General features: G+C 64.1%; 12 protein-coding genes. 8 read left to right on the top strand and 4 right to left on the bottom strand.

Annotated elements, in window-relative coordinates; translation table 11 throughout:
* Nucleotides 1–97: 97 nt before the first annotated feature.
* On the bottom strand, nucleotides 98–955 hold the full coding sequence (locus SMA01S_RS13350; RefSeq protein WP_245649273.1) for an aspartyl/asparaginyl beta-hydroxylase domain-containing protein: 858 nt from the start codon (nucleotides 953–955) through the stop codon (nucleotides 98–100).
* 216 nt (nucleotides 956–1,171) lie between these two features.
* Between SMA01S_RS13350 and SMA01S_RS13355 the strand changes: the two genes are divergently transcribed.
* Together SMA01S_RS13355 and SMA01S_RS13360 are read left to right on the top strand one after the other, a co-directional pair.
* Nucleotides 1,172–4,090 carry a M16 family metallopeptidase gene (locus tag SMA01S_RS13355; protein WP_066822855.1) on the top strand — a complete coding sequence of 973 codons (2,919 nt, stop codon included), beginning with the start codon at nucleotides 1,172–1,174 and terminating at the stop codon, nucleotides 4,088–4,090.
* Between the two features lie 571 nt (nucleotides 4,091–4,661).
* Nucleotides 4,662–5,312, top strand: coding sequence for a DUF4893 domain-containing protein (locus SMA01S_RS13360; protein ID WP_066822857.1), 651 nt, complete (start codon nucleotides 4,662–4,664; stop codon nucleotides 5,310–5,312).
* Nucleotides 5,313–5,362: 50 nt separating this feature from the next.
* On the opposite strand, the gene SMA01S_RS13365 is transcribed toward SMA01S_RS13360, so the two are convergent.
* From SMA01S_RS13365 to SMA01S_RS13375, 3 genes are all read right to left on the bottom strand, one after another.
* The gene (locus SMA01S_RS13365) at nucleotides 5,363–7,144 is read right to left on the bottom strand and encodes an AMP-dependent synthetase/ligase (protein ID WP_066822912.1); all 1,782 of its coding nucleotides are present in this window, start codon (nucleotides 7,142–7,144) and stop codon (nucleotides 5,363–5,365) included.
* 52 nt (nucleotides 7,145–7,196) lie between these two features.
* A complete protein-coding gene (gene ggt, locus SMA01S_RS13370; RefSeq protein ID WP_439654310.1) occupies nucleotides 7,197–8,921 on the bottom strand; it encodes a gamma-glutamyltransferase in 1,725 nt (574 codons plus the stop codon).
* Nucleotides 8,922–9,147: 226 nt separating this feature from the next.
* On the bottom strand, nucleotides 9,148–10,173 hold the full coding sequence (locus SMA01S_RS13375; RefSeq protein WP_066822859.1) for a quinone-dependent dihydroorotate dehydrogenase: 1,026 nt from the start codon (nucleotides 10,171–10,173) through the stop codon (nucleotides 9,148–9,150).
* A gap of 403 nt (nucleotides 10,174–10,576) precedes the next feature.
* Between SMA01S_RS13375 and SMA01S_RS13380 the strand changes: the two genes are divergently transcribed.
* The 6 genes from SMA01S_RS13380 to SMA01S_RS13405 all read left to right on the top strand — a co-directional run.
* Entirely contained in the window at nucleotides 10,577–11,326 is a 750-nt protein-coding gene (locus tag SMA01S_RS13380) for a helix-turn-helix domain-containing protein (RefSeq protein ID WP_245649274.1), read from the top strand.
* A 226-nt stretch (nucleotides 11,327–11,552) separates the two neighbouring features.
* Entirely contained in the window at nucleotides 11,553–11,981 is a 429-nt protein-coding gene (locus tag SMA01S_RS13385; RefSeq protein WP_066822864.1) for an SUF system Fe-S cluster assembly regulator, read from the top strand.
* Between the two features lie 124 nt (nucleotides 11,982–12,105).
* A complete protein-coding gene (gene sufB, locus SMA01S_RS13390) occupies nucleotides 12,106–13,569 on the top strand; it encodes a Fe-S cluster assembly protein SufB (RefSeq protein ID WP_066822866.1) in 1,464 nt (487 codons plus the stop codon).
* Nucleotides 13,570–13,700: 131 nt separating this feature from the next.
* Nucleotides 13,701–14,042: a hypothetical protein gene (locus SMA01S_RS13395; protein ID WP_157093935.1), complete on the top strand. Its 342-nt coding sequence runs from the start codon at nucleotides 13,701–13,703 to the stop codon at nucleotides 14,040–14,042.
* Complete coding sequence (gene sufC / locus SMA01S_RS13400; protein ID WP_066822878.1) at nucleotides 14,042–14,785, top strand: Fe-S cluster assembly ATPase SufC; 744 nt, start codon at nucleotides 14,042–14,044, stop codon at nucleotides 14,783–14,785. Before SMA01S_RS13395 ends, sufC begins: the two co-directional genes overlap by 1 nt.
* A 109-nt stretch (nucleotides 14,786–14,894) precedes the next feature.
* Nucleotides 14,895–15,663, top strand: a 769-nt coding sequence (locus tag SMA01S_RS13405; protein ID WP_084250294.1) for a SufD family Fe-S cluster assembly protein, incomplete at its 3' end; no start/stop codon positions are given.

Below are 15,663 nucleotides of genomic sequence, written 5' to 3' on the forward strand. Positions count from 1 at the left end.
GCGGACTTAACCCGTGCCGTCGGTCGGCGCCTGAGGACGCCGCCGGCCGGACTGATCGCAAGGGGCCGAATAGCCGGAGCTATTCCGCCGCGATCAGTCAGACATCCATCTGCTTCACCGCGTCATTCCAGGCCATCACGTTATCGCGCGCCTCCTGGACGAACGCCGATCGGCGGACGACGTTGAGGAAGGTGTCGGCGATCCACTTGCCAGGATTGCGCAGCGGGCGCTTGATCTGGATGAGCAGGACGACGCGGATATTGTCGGTGTCGTTCCACACTTCGTGGTCATAGGTGTCGTCGAACACCAGGGTCTCGCCTTCGGCCCAGCGCACGATGCGGTCGTCGACGCGCATCCGGACATCGCCGTCCCTGGGGACGATCAGGCCGAGATGGCACGTGATCAGTCCCTTGGTCACACCGCGATGGGCGGGGATGTGCGTGCCGGGCGCGAGGATCGAAAAGAACGCGCTGTTGAGGTCGGGAATCCTGGCGACCGCCGCAGTGGTGACGGGACAACGCTCGAGATTCTCCTCGATGCAATAGCCATAACCCCACAGGAAAAAGCTGCGCCATTTGTTGACCGGGGCGATCGCGCGATGATCGGGCGAGATGCTCGACAGTGAGGGCGATTTGTCGCCCATCGCCGCGTCAAGCATCTCGTCGCGAATTGCCTGCCAATTGTCGCGCAGATGCTGCGTCCAGGGAAAGTCGCGGACGTCGAGCACCGGGTCGTTCGGCACCAGCGACGAGGACGCGATCATCCGGTCGAAGAACCCGCGCAAATGCTTGCCATAACGGATGATGAACGGCCGTTTCTCGGCCTTGCCGCCAATCGGCGAGCTATCGGATTGGGGCGTGCCCGATATCACGGTCATGTTGGGCACGCTGCCTTCGGCGACGTTGCCCGATTTCTGCCGCAATACTGGCGGTTCCAGTTGTTGATCGACGCTCACAAAGCCTCTTCATCGTCCAACGGGACCGGCACCAATGTCGCACGAGGGCCGATCGAGCCAAAAAATGTCGAATACGCTACGCAGATGCGGCAGCGCACAATTGCCGCTAGCCCTGATCTGGGTCGAAAAAATGGCGACACAAGGGGCAGGATATGACCTTTGGCTATTCGGGTGAGGACGGTTGCCGCTCGCCGGGCGACACCTTACACAGGTGCCATGGCCATTATGTTCCGCGTTCCGCGTCTCGCCGTCCTCGTCTCCATTGCCCTCGGGATGTCGCTTCCCGCGATCGCCCAGCAGACGACCCCGACGGCGCCGGCGCCGCTTGCCGTCCGTCCGGAAGTCGATCGCTCGCCCTGGCTGTTCAAGGGCAGCGACATCACTCCCGATCCCGAATGGCATTTCGGGACCTTGCCCAATGGCCTGCGCTATGCGGTGCGCAAGAATGGCGTGCCGCCCGGCCAGGTGTCGATCCGCGTGCGCATCGATGCGGGCTCGCTCTACGAGAACGACAGCGAACAGGGCTATGCCCATTTCATGGAACATCTGGTGTTCCGCGGCAGCCAATATGTCGCCGACAATGAGGCCAAGCGCACGTGGCAGCGGCTGGGCGCGACCTTCGGCAGCGACACCAATGCCCAGACCACCTTTACCCAGACGGTGTTCAAGCTCGATCTGCCGTCCGCGACGCCAGCCTCGGTCGACGAGAGCCTGAAGATCCTGTCGGGGATGATGGAAGCACCGAGCTTCGACGACAAGGTCGTCAATTCGGAGCGCCCGGTGGTGATGGCGGAGCAGCGCGAGGCGCCGGGGCCGCAGGTGCGATTCGGCGACGCTCAGCGCGCGACGATCTTCGCGGGCCAGCCGTTCGCGACCCGCTCGCCGATCGGGACGACCAAGACGCTGGAAGCGGCCACCGCCGCCAGCCTTCGCGCGTTCCACGACAGATGGTATCGGCCCGAGCGCGCCGTCGTGATCATCTCGGGCGATATCGATCCGTTGGTGTTCGAGACCTTGGTCGACAAGAATTTCTCGAGCTGGAAGGGTAAGGGGCCCAATCCGGCCGATCCCGATTTCGGCACCCCGGCGACTAAGCAGCCGACCACCGGAACATTGGTCGAGCCGGGTCTGCCGACACTGATCGCCATGGCGACATTGCGACCGTGGCACTTCAACAACGATCTGATCCTGTTCAACCAGAAGCGCCTGGTCGACCTGATCGCGGTGCAGATCATCAACCGCCGGCTGGAATCGCGCGCGCGCGCCGGAGGCAGCTTCCTCCAGGCGCAAGTCAGCCTCGACGACGTGTCGCGCTCGGTCAACGGCACGTTCGTCAACATCGTGCCGGTCGGCAACAATTGGGAACAGGCGCTGAAGGACGTGCGCGCGGTGATCGCCGATGCCCAGGCCAACCCACCGAGCCAGGCCGAACTCGACCGCGAGCTCGCCGAATATGACGCCGCGATGAAGAATGGCGTCGATACCTCACGGGTAGAGGCGGGGTCGGCGCAGGCCGACAATATGGTCCAGGCGCTCGATATCCGCGAGACGGTCGCGGCGCCCGACGTGTCGTACAAGATCCTGACCGACGCGCGCGCCAAGGGCATGTTCACACCGGCATCGATCCTGGCGTCGACCAAGCGCGTGTTCCAGGGCGACGCGACGCGGGCCTTCATCTCGACGCCGACGGCCGACCCGGCGGCGTCGACCAAATTGGCCGCCGCGCTCGACGCCGACGTGTCGAAGCTGGCGCCCAAGCGCACCGCGCTGGCGGCGATCGACTTCTCCAAGCTGCCGCCGCTGGGCGCGCCGGGCAAGGTGGTCAGCACCGAGAGCATCCCCGATCTCGAGATGCAGAAGGTCGTGTTCGCCAATGGCGTGCGCTTGCTGCTGTTCGTCAATTCGAGCGAGACCAACCGCGTCTATGTCCGCGTGCGCTGGGGCGGCGGGTATAACGCCATCCCGTCCGACCGCCGTACGCCGGCCTGGGCAGGCGATATGGCACTGGTGCCGAGCGGGATCGGCAAATTGGGCCAGGAACAGCTCGATCAGCTCGCGACCGGCCGGCGATTGGGCTTCGACTTCGGGATCGACGACGATGCCTTCACGCTCGCCGGGGTCAGCTCGCCGCAGGACTACAAGGATCAGCTGCGGCTGTTCGCCGACAAATTGAGCACGCCCGGCTGGGATCCTGCGCCGCTGGCGCGCGCCAAGGCGGTGATGTTGGCGGGCTATCCGGGACTCGATTCCTCGCCCGATGGCGTGCTCAGCCGCGACCTCGAATGGTTCCTGCACGACAAGGATCCGCGCTGGGGGATTCCGCCGGCGACGACCGTCTCGGCGCTGACCCCGGCGCAGTTCCGTACCTTCTGGCAGCCGATCCTGGCCTCCGGTCCGATCGAGGTAGAAGTGTTCGGCGACGTCAAGGGCGACGAGGCGATCGCCGCCGTCGCGGCGACCTTCGGCGCGCTGAAACCGCGTGCGGCGCCCGCCGCCGCCGTGCCGCCGATCAAATTTCCCGAACATAATGCGACGCCGGTGGTGCGGACGCATTCGGGCCAGGAGAACCAGGCGGTCGCGCTGATCGCCTGGCCGACCGGCGGCGGCGTCGAGGGGATTCCCGAAGGTCGCAAGCTCGACGTGCTGGCACAGGTGTTCAGCGACCGGCTGTATGACCGGCTGCGCACCGAAGCGGGCGCGAGCTATTCGCCCAGCGTCGGGTCGAGCTGGCCCGATGGCGCTTCGAGCGGCGGGCGGATCATGGCGATCGGCCAGGTGCCGCCCGACAAGACCGACCTCTTCTTCCGCCTGTCGCGCGAGATCGCGATCGACCTGGTCAAGAACCCGATCAGCGACGACGAACTGCAGCGGGCCAAGACCCCGATGCAGCAATATGTCATGCGCGCGTCGACCGGGAACACCTTCTGGCTCAATCTGCTCTCGGGCGCCGCTTATGATCCGCGCAAGATCGCCTCGGCGCGCAGCATCCTGCTCGACTATCAGAACGTGACCGCCGCCGATCTCCAGGCGGTAGCGGCCAAGTATCTGCGCCCCGACCGCGACTGGACGATGGAAGTGGTGCCCAAGGCGGTCGCGGCCAAGGAAGGGCTGAGCGTCGCCGGCGGGGCGCAATAGGCGTGCGCCGACCGCGCGCATCTTGTTGGCGCGGACGACGTCTTGGCTACTACGCACCTGCGCAGAATCGCTAACGTGATTTTGCTTCGTTGCTCGGGACGCCCACGGACTACACTGAAGCCTGGCAGGCGTAACGCCGCGCAGAAGCGCAGGGCGTCCGATCGGTGCTTCTGATTGGGTAGGACGTCGAGCGGCGCACCGGCCGCGCCTCGGCCCGGCAGAAGCGCGGGTCGAAGCCTAGAGTTTCGTGTATTTAGTAAACTGTCACCGCAATTCTAAGGTGTTTTTAGCCGCCACGCCGCATGGCTGTCGGCTACGATGACACGTGTAGTACCCCTTATTTCCGCGATGGGTGAAGCCATCGCTGACTGCACCTCATCATGTCGCTGCGAAAGCAGGGAATCTAAGGATATTTGTTTCGAAACCACTCGGCGGAGCGTGCGGCGGGTGCGATCAGCCGCGCCGGCGCGATCGCGGTGGCAAGGCGATTTTAACCTTTTGTTAACCATCTCCGGTCACCTTTAGGCAACATTCTGAAAACAAGTTATTTAGCCGAAGAGAAGGGGCAGAGATGCGCTGGTTCTTGGTCGGAGTGGCGACGCTGAGCGTCGTCCTGGCCGGATGCACAACGGGTCCGAAGGCGGTGGTGACCGTTGCCGCCGGGGCCCCGGTCGAACAGCCGACCGGCTGGCGTGCGACCGCAACGGCCGACGATCAGGCGCGGATCGAGGGCCTGGGCGATCGCATGCAGCGCATGCTCGCGGCGGTGCCGGCCGGCGCCCGGGCGCGCGTCGCGGCGGAGAGGCCGTTGCTCGACCCCAAGTCGGGACTCGACGCGCCGGCGCTCTCGCCGGGATCCTATCAGTGCAGGTTGGTCAGGGTTGGCGGCCGGCGCGGCGTGGTCAGCTACAAGTCCGATTTCTGCTATATCGCTATGGTCGACGGAAAGCAGAGCTTCACCAAGCAGACCGGTACGCAATTGCCCGGCGGCTGGCTGTTCGACGACGATAACGGCAAGCGCCTGATCTTCCTGGGCACGCTGCGTCCGCAGCAGGCCCCATCGGCACCGCCTTACGGGCAAGTACGGCAGCGCGACGTCGCCGCGGTAATCGAGCGCATCGCGCCGTTCCGCTGGCGGATGGCGCTCGTCAAGAATGACGGGCAGAGCGACCAGATGCTCGATATCTACGAGCTGATCCCGGTGGTGAACGGGTCGAGCTGACGCGTGTGAGGTGACGAGCAAGACACCCCCTCAACGAGAGGGGGGATGGACTATCCCTTATAGAGCGCGTCGAGGCGCGGGCCGTACACTTCCTTCAGCACATGGCGTCGAATCTTCAGGCTCGGCGTCATCTGCTGGTTCTCGATCGTGAACGGTTCGTCGGCCAGGATGAAGCGGCGGACGCGTTCGACCACCGACAAATCCTTGTTGACCCGCTCGACCGCAGCCAGCAGCGCGGCGCGATAGTCGAGGTCGTCGGCGAGCGCCTTCGAATTGCACACTGCCCCGGTCCTGGCGCACCATTCCTGGGTCCATTCGGGATCGGGGACCAGTACCGCGACCATATAAGGCCGCCGGTCGCCGGCGATCATCGCCTGGCCGATCTCGGGCTGCAGCGTCAGCATGCCCTCGACCTTTTGCGGCGACACATTGTCGCCCTTGTCGTTGATGATCAGGTCCTTCTTGCGGTCGGTGATCTTGATCCGGCCCTTGCCGTCGATCATTCCGATGTCGCCGGTGTGCAGCCAGCCGCCCTTGAGTACGCGCGCGGTCTCTTCGGGATTGCGCCAGTAGCCGTGCATGACCAGTTCGCCGCGGACCAATATCTCGCCATCTTCGGCGATCCGCACCTCGACTCCGTCGAGCGGCGGGCCGACCGTATCCATCTTGAGGCCGGCGCGCGGGCGGTTGCACGAAATGACCGGCGCCGCCTCGGTCTGACCGTAGCCTTGCAGGAAGGTGAGGCCGAGCGACTGGAAGAAGACGCCGATCTCGGGATTGAGCGGCGCGCCGCCGGACACCATCGCCTTGATCCGTCCGCCGAACCGCTTGGCGATCTTGGGCATCAAGAGCGACTTCACGATCAGGTTCATCGGCTGATCGTAGAAGGGGACTCCGCCCGCGGCCTTCTTGCCGCCGATCGAGACCGCGCGGCCGAGCAGGTAGTTCGATACCGCACCCTGTTTCTCGACGGCCTTGACGATGCGCGTCCTCAACACCTCGAACAGGCGTGGGACGACGACCATGATCGTCGGGCGGACTTCCTCGATATTGCTGGCGAGCTTGTCCAACCCTTCCGCATAGTAAATCTGCGCGCCGAGCCCGATCGGGAAATGCTGGCCGCCGGTATGTTCATAGGCATGGGAGAGGGGAAGGAACGAGAGGAACACCTCGTCGTCCCAGCCGAAATCCTCGGCAATCAGGGTGCAGCACGCCTCGACATTGTGCAGGATCGCCCCGTGATGCTGCCGCACGCCGCGCGGCGCGCCGCCGGTGCCCGAGGTGTAGATGATGCACGCCAGATCATCGCGGCCCGCAGTGATCAACAAATCGTCGGGCTGCGCCGGGTGGTCGGCGATCAGTTTCGACCAATTATGATAGACGAGGTCGGTCTGGCCGACGCGCAGATCCTCCAAGCCGATCACGATCTTGGCCTCGCTGGCGCGCGCGGCGGCGGGGAGCAGCGGGCGGGCAAGCTTGGCGGTCGACACGATGATCGCGCGCGCGCCCGAATTTTCGATAATGTGGCTGTGATCGCGTTCGGTATTGGTGATGTAGGTCGGCACCGTCACGCAACCCGCGGCCATGATCGCCAGGTCGCTGATGCACCATTCGGGGCGATTCTCGCTGACCAGCATGACGCGGTCGCCGGGTTGCAGCCCGATCGCCTTCAACGCGGTTGCCAGGCTCGCAACCTGCCTTGCGGTCTCGGCCCAGCTGAGCGGTACCCAGGTGTCGCCCTGCTTGTGCCACAGGAACGGCTGGTCGCTCCCGGCCCGGGCGCGCGCAAAGAACATCGCGACCAGGTTGGGGAATTTCTCGATCTGCCGCATCCGGTCCTCTCCCATACGACGCGCCGCGTTCGGCTGCGCCATTAGGACGACGTTATTCGGACGGGCGGTTGGGCGCCATCCCCATCCGCCTGATCGCCGTCACCTTGCCGTCCTGTCCCATTGCGACACCTTCGCTGCGCGGATCGGCGGCGCCGACCCACTTGCCGCCGACGCGCTCGATCGCATTGGCCTTGAGCCCCAGTGGGGAGACCATGATCTTCTCGCCGAGTGCGCGCAGTTGCGGCACCATCGTCTCGGCCTGCGTGCCCGATTCGGCGACAGCCATCGGGCCCGGTGCATAGACCAGACCCAGGCCGATCGCGTCCTGCGCGCTCATCTTCCAGTCGACCACGCCGATGATCGCCTTTGCTACCTGGGCAATGATCGTCGATCCGCCGGCCGCGCCGATCGCCAGCCGGACCTTGCCGTCGGGACCGTAGACGATGGTTGGTGCCATCGAGCTGCGCGGGCGCTTGCCCGGCGCGACGCGGTTGGCGACGAGATAGCCGTCCTTGTCGGGCACGATGTCGAAATCGGTCAGCTCGTTATTGAGCATGATGCCGTCGACCGACAGGCCCGATCCCCATGGCCCCTCGATCGTCGTGGTGACCTCGACGACATTGCCCGCCTTGTCGGTGACGACGAGGTCGGTGGTGCCGGGGGTTTCGCTCGCCGGCACGCGCTTGCGCGGCGGAGCGCCCGGCGGGGTGCCGGGGACGACGTCGGCGATCGACTTGCCAGGGGAGATCAATGCCGAGCGCGAGGCGATGTAATTGCGGCTCAGCAGGCCGGCGAGCGGCACGCTGACGAAATCGGGATCGCCGACATACATGTCGCGGTCGGCATAAGCGAGGCGCGAGCTCTCGGCGAATAGATGCCAGGCGACCGGCGAATCCTTACCCAGCTTCGCCATGTCGAAGCGTTCGAGTTGCTTCAGGATCATCAGCACGGTGAATCCGCCCGACGAGGGCGGGCCCATGCCGCAGATGCGGTAGACGCGATAGCTGCCGCAGAGCGGCGTGCGCGGCTTGGCGCGATAGCTGCCGATGTCGCTGATCGTCATCTTCGACGGATTGCGCTGGGCGTTATTGACCGTCGTCACGAGGCGTTGCGCGGTGCCACCGGTATAGAAGGCGTTGGGGCCGAGGCGAGCGACGCGGTCGAACAACTCGGCTTGCTTCGGGTTCTTGATGATCGTGCCCGCCGGCCACGGCTTGCCCGAGGCATCCATGAAGATCGCGCGGGCATTAGAATCCATGTGGCTGGCATATTGGACCAGCGCATTGGCCAGCCGCGGCGATGCCTGGAAGCCGTCGCGTGCCAGCCGGATGGCCGGCTGGAACAGCCGCGCCCAGGGCAGCTTGCCCGATTGCGCGTGCGCCATCGCCATTACGCGAAGCTGGCCAGGCACGCCGACGCTGCGTCCGCCGGGCACTGCCGCATTGTGCGGCAGCGGCTTGCCATTGGCGTCGTAGAACCACTTGCCGTCGGCGGCCATCGGCGCCGCTTCTCGACCGTCGATCGTGTTGATCTTGCCGCTCGTCGCGTCATGGCGAACGAAGAAGGTGCCGCCGCCCATCCCGGAGCTTTGCGGCTCGACGACGTTGAGCGCGAGCATCGTCGCGATCGCCGCATCGGTCGCGCTGCCGCCGGCGTTGAGGATTTCGACCCCGGCCGCCGCCGCGCGTGGATCGGCGGCGCTGACCATGCCGGTCGCGGCGGGCTGGACGACCTTGGCGAGCCGTGCGGGCTGCCGTGCGGATCCCGATGCCGCCATGGTGGAGAGGACGATGGCGGCGGCGACGATCAGTTTCTTCATGGCGGACAACCCTAACGGCAGGGAGGGGAGAGACAAGGCGTTGCGGCCGCGCGACCTATAGACGCGGGTTACGGCGCAGCGCGAGGATCATCACGACGATCACCGCGATCGGTACGAGCAGGATGACCGCATAGGTGAAAAGGTGGATGAGCAACATCGGACTTCCTTGGTTAACCGGCCTCGATCAGCTCGTTCCGATCGCGTCCTCGATCCGCGTAAACCCATCGCGGCGCATCAGCATATTCATCTCGCTCACGACCTGTCGCGGCAGGGCCGGCCCGCCATAGACGAGGCCGGTGTAGAGCTGAACCAGCGTGGCGCCGGCGCGGATGCGGGCATAGGCTTCGGCGCCGCTGTCGATCCCGCCGACTGCAATGAGCGGTAGAGTGCCGCCGGTCGCCGTCCTGAAATCGCGCAATCGCTGGGCGGCAAGCGTCGCGAGCGGCGCGCCCGATAGGCCACCGCTTTCGCCGGCATGAGGCGAGGTCAGCGGCGGACGACTGACGGTGGTATTGCCGACGATCAGCGCATCGATGCCGGCCTGGATTGCGGCGCGGGCGATCTCGTCGATCTGTGCGGGCTCCTGGTCGGGTGCGACCTTGAGGAACAGCGGCGTCGTGCCGCGCGCCGCGGCGGCGCGGGTGAGCAAATCGGTCAGCGCGGGGCCGTGCTGCAGGTCGCGCAGACCCGGCGTGTTGGGCGAGCTGATGTTGATCGTGACATAATCGGCGATGGGCGCGGCGGCGGCCACCCCGTTCTCGTAATCGGCGATACGATCGACCGCGTCCTTGTTGGCGCCGACATTGATGCCGAGCATGCCGGTGCGCTTTGCGGCTTTCGCGCGGGGCAAGGCAGCGGCGAGCCCGCCATTGTTGAATCCCATGCGGTTGATCACCGCGCGATCAGGAACGAGGCGAAACAACCGCGGTCTCGGATTGCCCGCTTGCGGCAACGGCGTCAGCGTTCCGATTTCGACCGCGCCAAAACCCAGTCCGAAAAACCCGGCAATAGCGCGGCCGTCCTTGTCGGCGCCGGCGGCTAGCCCGAGCGGATTAGGAAAGGTCAGTCCGGCCAGGGTAACCGGCAAGGACGTCGTACCGGCGGCAAGCGGCGTTCCGATCGCTCCCCAGGCGGCAAGCATATCGATGGTAAGGCCGTGCGCGGTTTCGGCATCGATCGCGAACAGCAGCGGGCGGGCGAGAAAAGCCATGGCCCGTGCCATGGCAGGCCGGGCTGCGAGGGTCAAAGCCCCTTACGTTACGGAAACCTACAAAAATCGCCGCACGGCGAATCCGTCCAATACGACTCGGGGATGATGGGCCTAGGACAAGCATGCGACCCGAGGGGCCCCTGGGAGGGGGTTCTTTCCCTTGACGGCCCGGTTTTCGAAAGAAAATCGGGCCGCTTTCTTATGTTAAGCGAAACCTACGATATACTCATTTTGGGTAGCGGGTTCGTCGGAAATGGTATAAAAACCGCGCTACGAAAGAAAACACAGGGGCGCAACTTTCGTGTCGGATATCCAACTCGATTATCGGGTTCCTTCACCCGACCTCGCGGATCACGTAACATTATTCTATAATTTTCGAGCCAACGTACCTTGGTTCGAAGATATGGAGCGCGCAGACTATGCGCAGTTCCGCTTTCGCCTCAGCCCCGGTTTCGCCGCTTATTATTTCCCCAACGGTGAGAAATATGCGGGTCCGATCCACGTCGTGGGACCGACTAGCGGCGCGACCAGATGTCGTGTCGAAGGGCCGGTGCGTCTGTTCGGGTTCGGCATCACGCCGGCGGGTTGGGCGGCGATGCTCGGCGGCGACGCGTCGGACATGCTCGACGATGCAATGGAGGTCGGGCCAAATCTGCGCCCGCGCGCCGAAATGGTCTTCCGGGCGATTGCGGGTACGGAGAATATGGACGAACGCGTGCTGATCGCGGAGGCGTTTGTCCGCGAACTCACCTGCAGGGCAACGCGGGAATCGGTCAGTTTCGCGCATCAGGTGGATGAATGGCTGGAAGGCAGCACGTCCCCCGATATCGACGACCTGATCGCGGTCACCGGGCTGTCGCGCCGGCAAGTCGAACGCAAATGCAACGCTCTCTATGGCGCGCCGCCCAAGCTGCTGGCGCGCAAATATCGCGCGTTGCGTGCGGCGGTCGCGATGTGCCGCGGCGATATCAGCTTCGATGACGCGGTCGGTCGCGGTTTCTACGACCAGTCGCATTTGATCCGCGAAGTGAAGCAATTCACTGGCCTGACTCCCAAGCAGATCCGCGATCGCCCGACCGCGCTGGCGGAGATCACCGTGCAGCAGCGCCTGGCGATGTCGGGGCTGGTGCGGCCGCTGATCACCAGCACCTGATTTCCTTCTCCCCTCGCGGGAGAACGAAGGGGCCCGCTTGCGCAGCGAGTGGGAAGGGTGAGGGCAGGCGATAGCCACCCAACCTACCCTTACCCTTCACGGCTTCGCCGCTCCCTCCCTCTCCCGACGGGAGAGGGAATAGCGATTTAGGTGGTTGACGTTCCTAGCCCTCACGCCCAAATGGCAATCGGATCGATTTGATCTGATTTGAGAGTCGTTCGCAACAATGCGTCTTTCCAGCCTGGCCGATTATGCCGTGGTGATGATGTCCGCCGCCGCGCGCCATTGCGGCGGGGCGGGGCGTCTCAACGCGACCAGCCTGGCGGAAGAGACGGGATTGCCGTTGCCCACCGTGCAGAAATTGGTGAGCAAGCTTTCATCCGCGGGGCTGATCGAGAGCCAGCGCGGCACCGGCGGCGGGTTTCGCCTGTCGCGGCCGCCCGCGGCGATCAGCCTGGCCGACATCGTCGAGGCGATCGAGGGACCGATCGCGATGACCGCCTGCGTCGAGCATGGCGCGCACGATTGCTGTGTCGAGGAGAGTTGCCGCGTGAAACCGCACTGGAATGCCGTCAACGGCGCCGTCCGCGGTGTGCTGGCTGGCGTCAGTCTCGCCAGCCTATCCGTTGCTCCTGCGCTGGAGGTCCAGGCCTGATGCCGCGCGTAGCGCACTCTTTTCTTCTTCGCGCCTCCGCGCCTTCGCGTGAATCATTTTTTCTCACGCAAAGGCGCGAAGGCGCAAAGCTTTTTGATGGCCGCTTCGCGGCTTGGGGTTTGTAATGGCAACCAAGAACGCCGAGGCGCTGGCCGCCGCGAACAAGAAGTACGAATGGGGCTTTGCCTCCGACGTCGAGCAGGAGTTTGCGCCCAAGGGGCTGAGCGAAGACACCGTCCGCTACATCTCGGCCAAGAAGAACGAGCCCGAATGGATGCTCGACTGGCGGCTGAAGGCGTTCCGCCTGTGGCAGACGATGGAAGCGCCCGATTGGGCCAAGCTCGACATCGCGCCGATCGATTATCAGGACGCTTATTATTACGCCGAGCCCAAGGCGAAGAAGACGATCGCGAGCCTCGACGAGCTCGATCCCGAGATCCGGCGGACCTATGAGAAGCTCGGCATTCCGATCGAGGAGCAGAAAGTGCTCGCCGGGGTCGAGGGCGCGCGCAAGATCGCGGTCGACGCGGTGTTCGACAGCGTCAGCGTCGCGACGACGTTCCGCGCGGAGCTGAAGGCGGCGGGAGTCATCTTCCTGTCGATCAGCGAGGCGATCCGCGAATATCCCGAGCTGGTGAAGAAGTGGCTGGGCAAGGTGGTGCCCCAGCACGACAATTATTTCGCGACGCTCAACTGCGCAGTCTTCTCGGACGGCACCTTCGTCTATGTGCCCGAGGGCGTGCGCTGCCCGATGGAACTGTCGACCTATTTCCGCATCAATGCCGAGAATACCGGCCAGTTCGAGCGCACGCTGATCATTGCCGACAAGGGCGCGTACGTCTCGTACCTTGAAGGCTGCACCGCGCCGATGCGCGATGAGAACCAGCTTCACGCCGCGGTGGTCGAACTGGTTGCGCTGGACGATGCCGAGATCAAATACTCGACCGTCCAGAATTGGTATCCGGGCGACGAGAATGGGCTGGGCGGGATCTACAATTTCGTCACCAAGCGCGCGCTCTGCCAGGGCAAGAACAGCAAGGTGTCATGGACTCAGGTCGAGACCGGATCGGCGATCACCTGGAAATATCCCAGCTGCGTGCTGGCTGGCGAGAATTCGGTCGGCGAATTCTACTCGGTCGCGGTGACCAACAATCGCCAGCAGGCGGATACCGGCACCAAGATGATCCATCTCGGCAAGGGGTCGCGCTCGACCATCGTGTCGAAGGGGATTTCGGCCGGACGCTCGGACAATACCTATCGCGGGCTGGTCCGCGTCGCGCCGACGGCGGAAGGCGTACGCAACTTCACTCAGTGCGACAGCTTGCTGCTCGGCAGCGAATGCGGCGCGCATACCGTGCCGTATATCGAGGTGCGCAACCCCTCGGCGCAGATCGAGCACGAAGCGACGACCTCGAAGATCAGCGAGGACCAATTGTTCTACGCGATGCAGCGCGGTCTCGATCAGGAAGCGGCGGTCGCGCTGATCGTCAACGGCTTCGCGCGCGAGGTGCTGCAGCAACTGCCGATGGAGTTTGCGGTCGAGGCGCAGAAATTGCTGGGGATCAGTTTGGAGGGGAGTGTTGGCTAATGATTGCGTTCCTAGTGGCTAGCCTAATTTCGCCTGTTGCCATTGATAAATTAGAGACGGACTGTAACGAAATTTGTGCCTACTATACTAATAGACTTGCACCTCCTATTCGGGACAAGAGCGGCTATATCATGAAGAGCTACAAGCTCTATACTAATTGTATCTTGAATTTATCCAAGGCGTTGGACTGGAGCAGCGTGGTGGGTAAGGAGGATGCACAACGCTTCATGGATCAAGCCTGGAGCCAGTGCGCCGCCGAGCGTATATCCGGAGATAAAAGCGCAATTGCCGTCGCCAAGACGCTGCCGGGCGTAGATCCCGCGAAGATTGCAGCATCTGTTTCGGCGAAGCGTGCGATTAATATCTATATATTAGTATCACTTATTTTTCAAAAGGCTGGTCGTGGGTCGCAGATGAGCGACTATGTCAAAGAAATGCGTGCTAAGTTGGCGCCAGAGTTGATTGCGAAGTAATGCTCAAAATCAAAAACCTCCATGCCGAAGTAGACGGCAAACCGATCCTCAAGGGGCTTTCGCTCAGCGTGAACGCGGGCGAGGTGCACGCGATCATGGGGCCGAACGGCGCGGGCAAGTCGACGCTTGGCTATGTGCTCGGCGGGCGGCCTGGCTATGACGTGACCGAGGGGTCGGTCAGTTTCGAGGGCGAGGATCTGCTCGCGATGGCGCCGCACGAGCGCGCCGCGGCTGGGCTGTTCCTCGGCTTCCAGTATCCGGTCGAGATCCCTGGCGTGTCGAACGTCCAGTTCCTGCGCGAGGCGCTCAACAGCCAGCGGCGTGCGCGGGGCGAGGGGCCACTGTCGGGTGGCGATTTCCTCAAGCTGGCGCGGGCCGAGGCGGCGGCTTTGTCGATGGATGCCGAGATGCTCAAGCGCCCGGTCAATGTCGGGTTCTCGGGCGGCGAGAAGAAGCGCAACGAGATGGTGCAGATGGGGATCATCGCGCCCAAGCTCGCGATCCTCGACGAGACCGACAGCGGACTCGACATCGACGCACTGCGCGTGGTCGGCGACGGCATCAACCGCATCATGCGCGCGCCCGACAAGGCCGTGGTGCTGATCACCCATTATCAGCGGCTGCTCGATTACGTGAAGCCTGACTTCGTCCATGTGCTCGAGGCCGGACGCATCACGCGGACAGGCGGGGCCGAACTGGCGCTCGAACTCGAGCGCGAAGGCTATGGAGCGGTGGCAGCGTGACGAAGCTCTGCGCCGCAGGCGCCTCCAGATTTTTGATCGCACAAAGACACGAAGCCGCGAAGAAGGTGAGCGCGCTTTGCGCCTTTGTGGCTTTGTGCGAGTTACATTCATGACCCTGCTCGCGCTTCCTACCCGCCGCGATGAGGCATGGCGCTACAGCGATCTCGATGCGTTAGCCGAGGCGTGGCCACTCAATCCGCCCGAGGCGATCCGTGTCGCGGCGGGCGAAGAAATCGCCCGCGTCGTGGTGCAGGACTCGCCTCCCGGTTCGGTCGCGGTCAAGGACATTGCGATCGTGCTCGAGAAAGGCGCGCGTGCGACGCTCCACGTGCTCAATATCGGCGGCAAACTGGGCCGTGTGTCGATTGACGTGACCTTGCACGAGGGCGCGCATTTCGAGCTTGGCGCGGTCATCCTCGGCGGCGGCGAGCAGACGCTCGAGATTGTCACCACGGTCAACCATATCGAGCCCAACGCGACCTCGAACCAGGTTGTGCGTTCGGTGCTCGGCGGCAAGGCAACCGGCAGCTATCTCGGCAAGGTCGCGGTCGCGCGCGATGCGCAGAAGACCGATGCCAGCCAGTCGGTGAAGGCGATGCTGCTCACGCGCACCGCGACCGCCAACGCCAAGCCCGAGCTGGAGATTTTCGCCGACGACGTGAAATGCGCGCACGGCGCGACCGTTGGCGAGCTGGACGGACAAGCGCTGTTCTATCTCGAAAGCCGCGGAATTCCGCCGGCCGAGGCCAAGAAACTGCTGCTTCGCGCGTTCGTCGGGAGCGTGTTCGACGATATCGCGGATGAGGCCGAGCGGACGCGGGTCGAAGCGGCGGCGCAGGCCGCGCTGGAGCGGATGCTTGATAGCTCCCTCTCCCAGC

Origin of the sequence: Sphingomonas mali NBRC 15500, assembly GCF_001598415.1 — a bacterium.
GTDB lineage: Bacteria > Pseudomonadota > Alphaproteobacteria > Sphingomonadales > Sphingomonadaceae > Sphingomonas > Sphingomonas mali.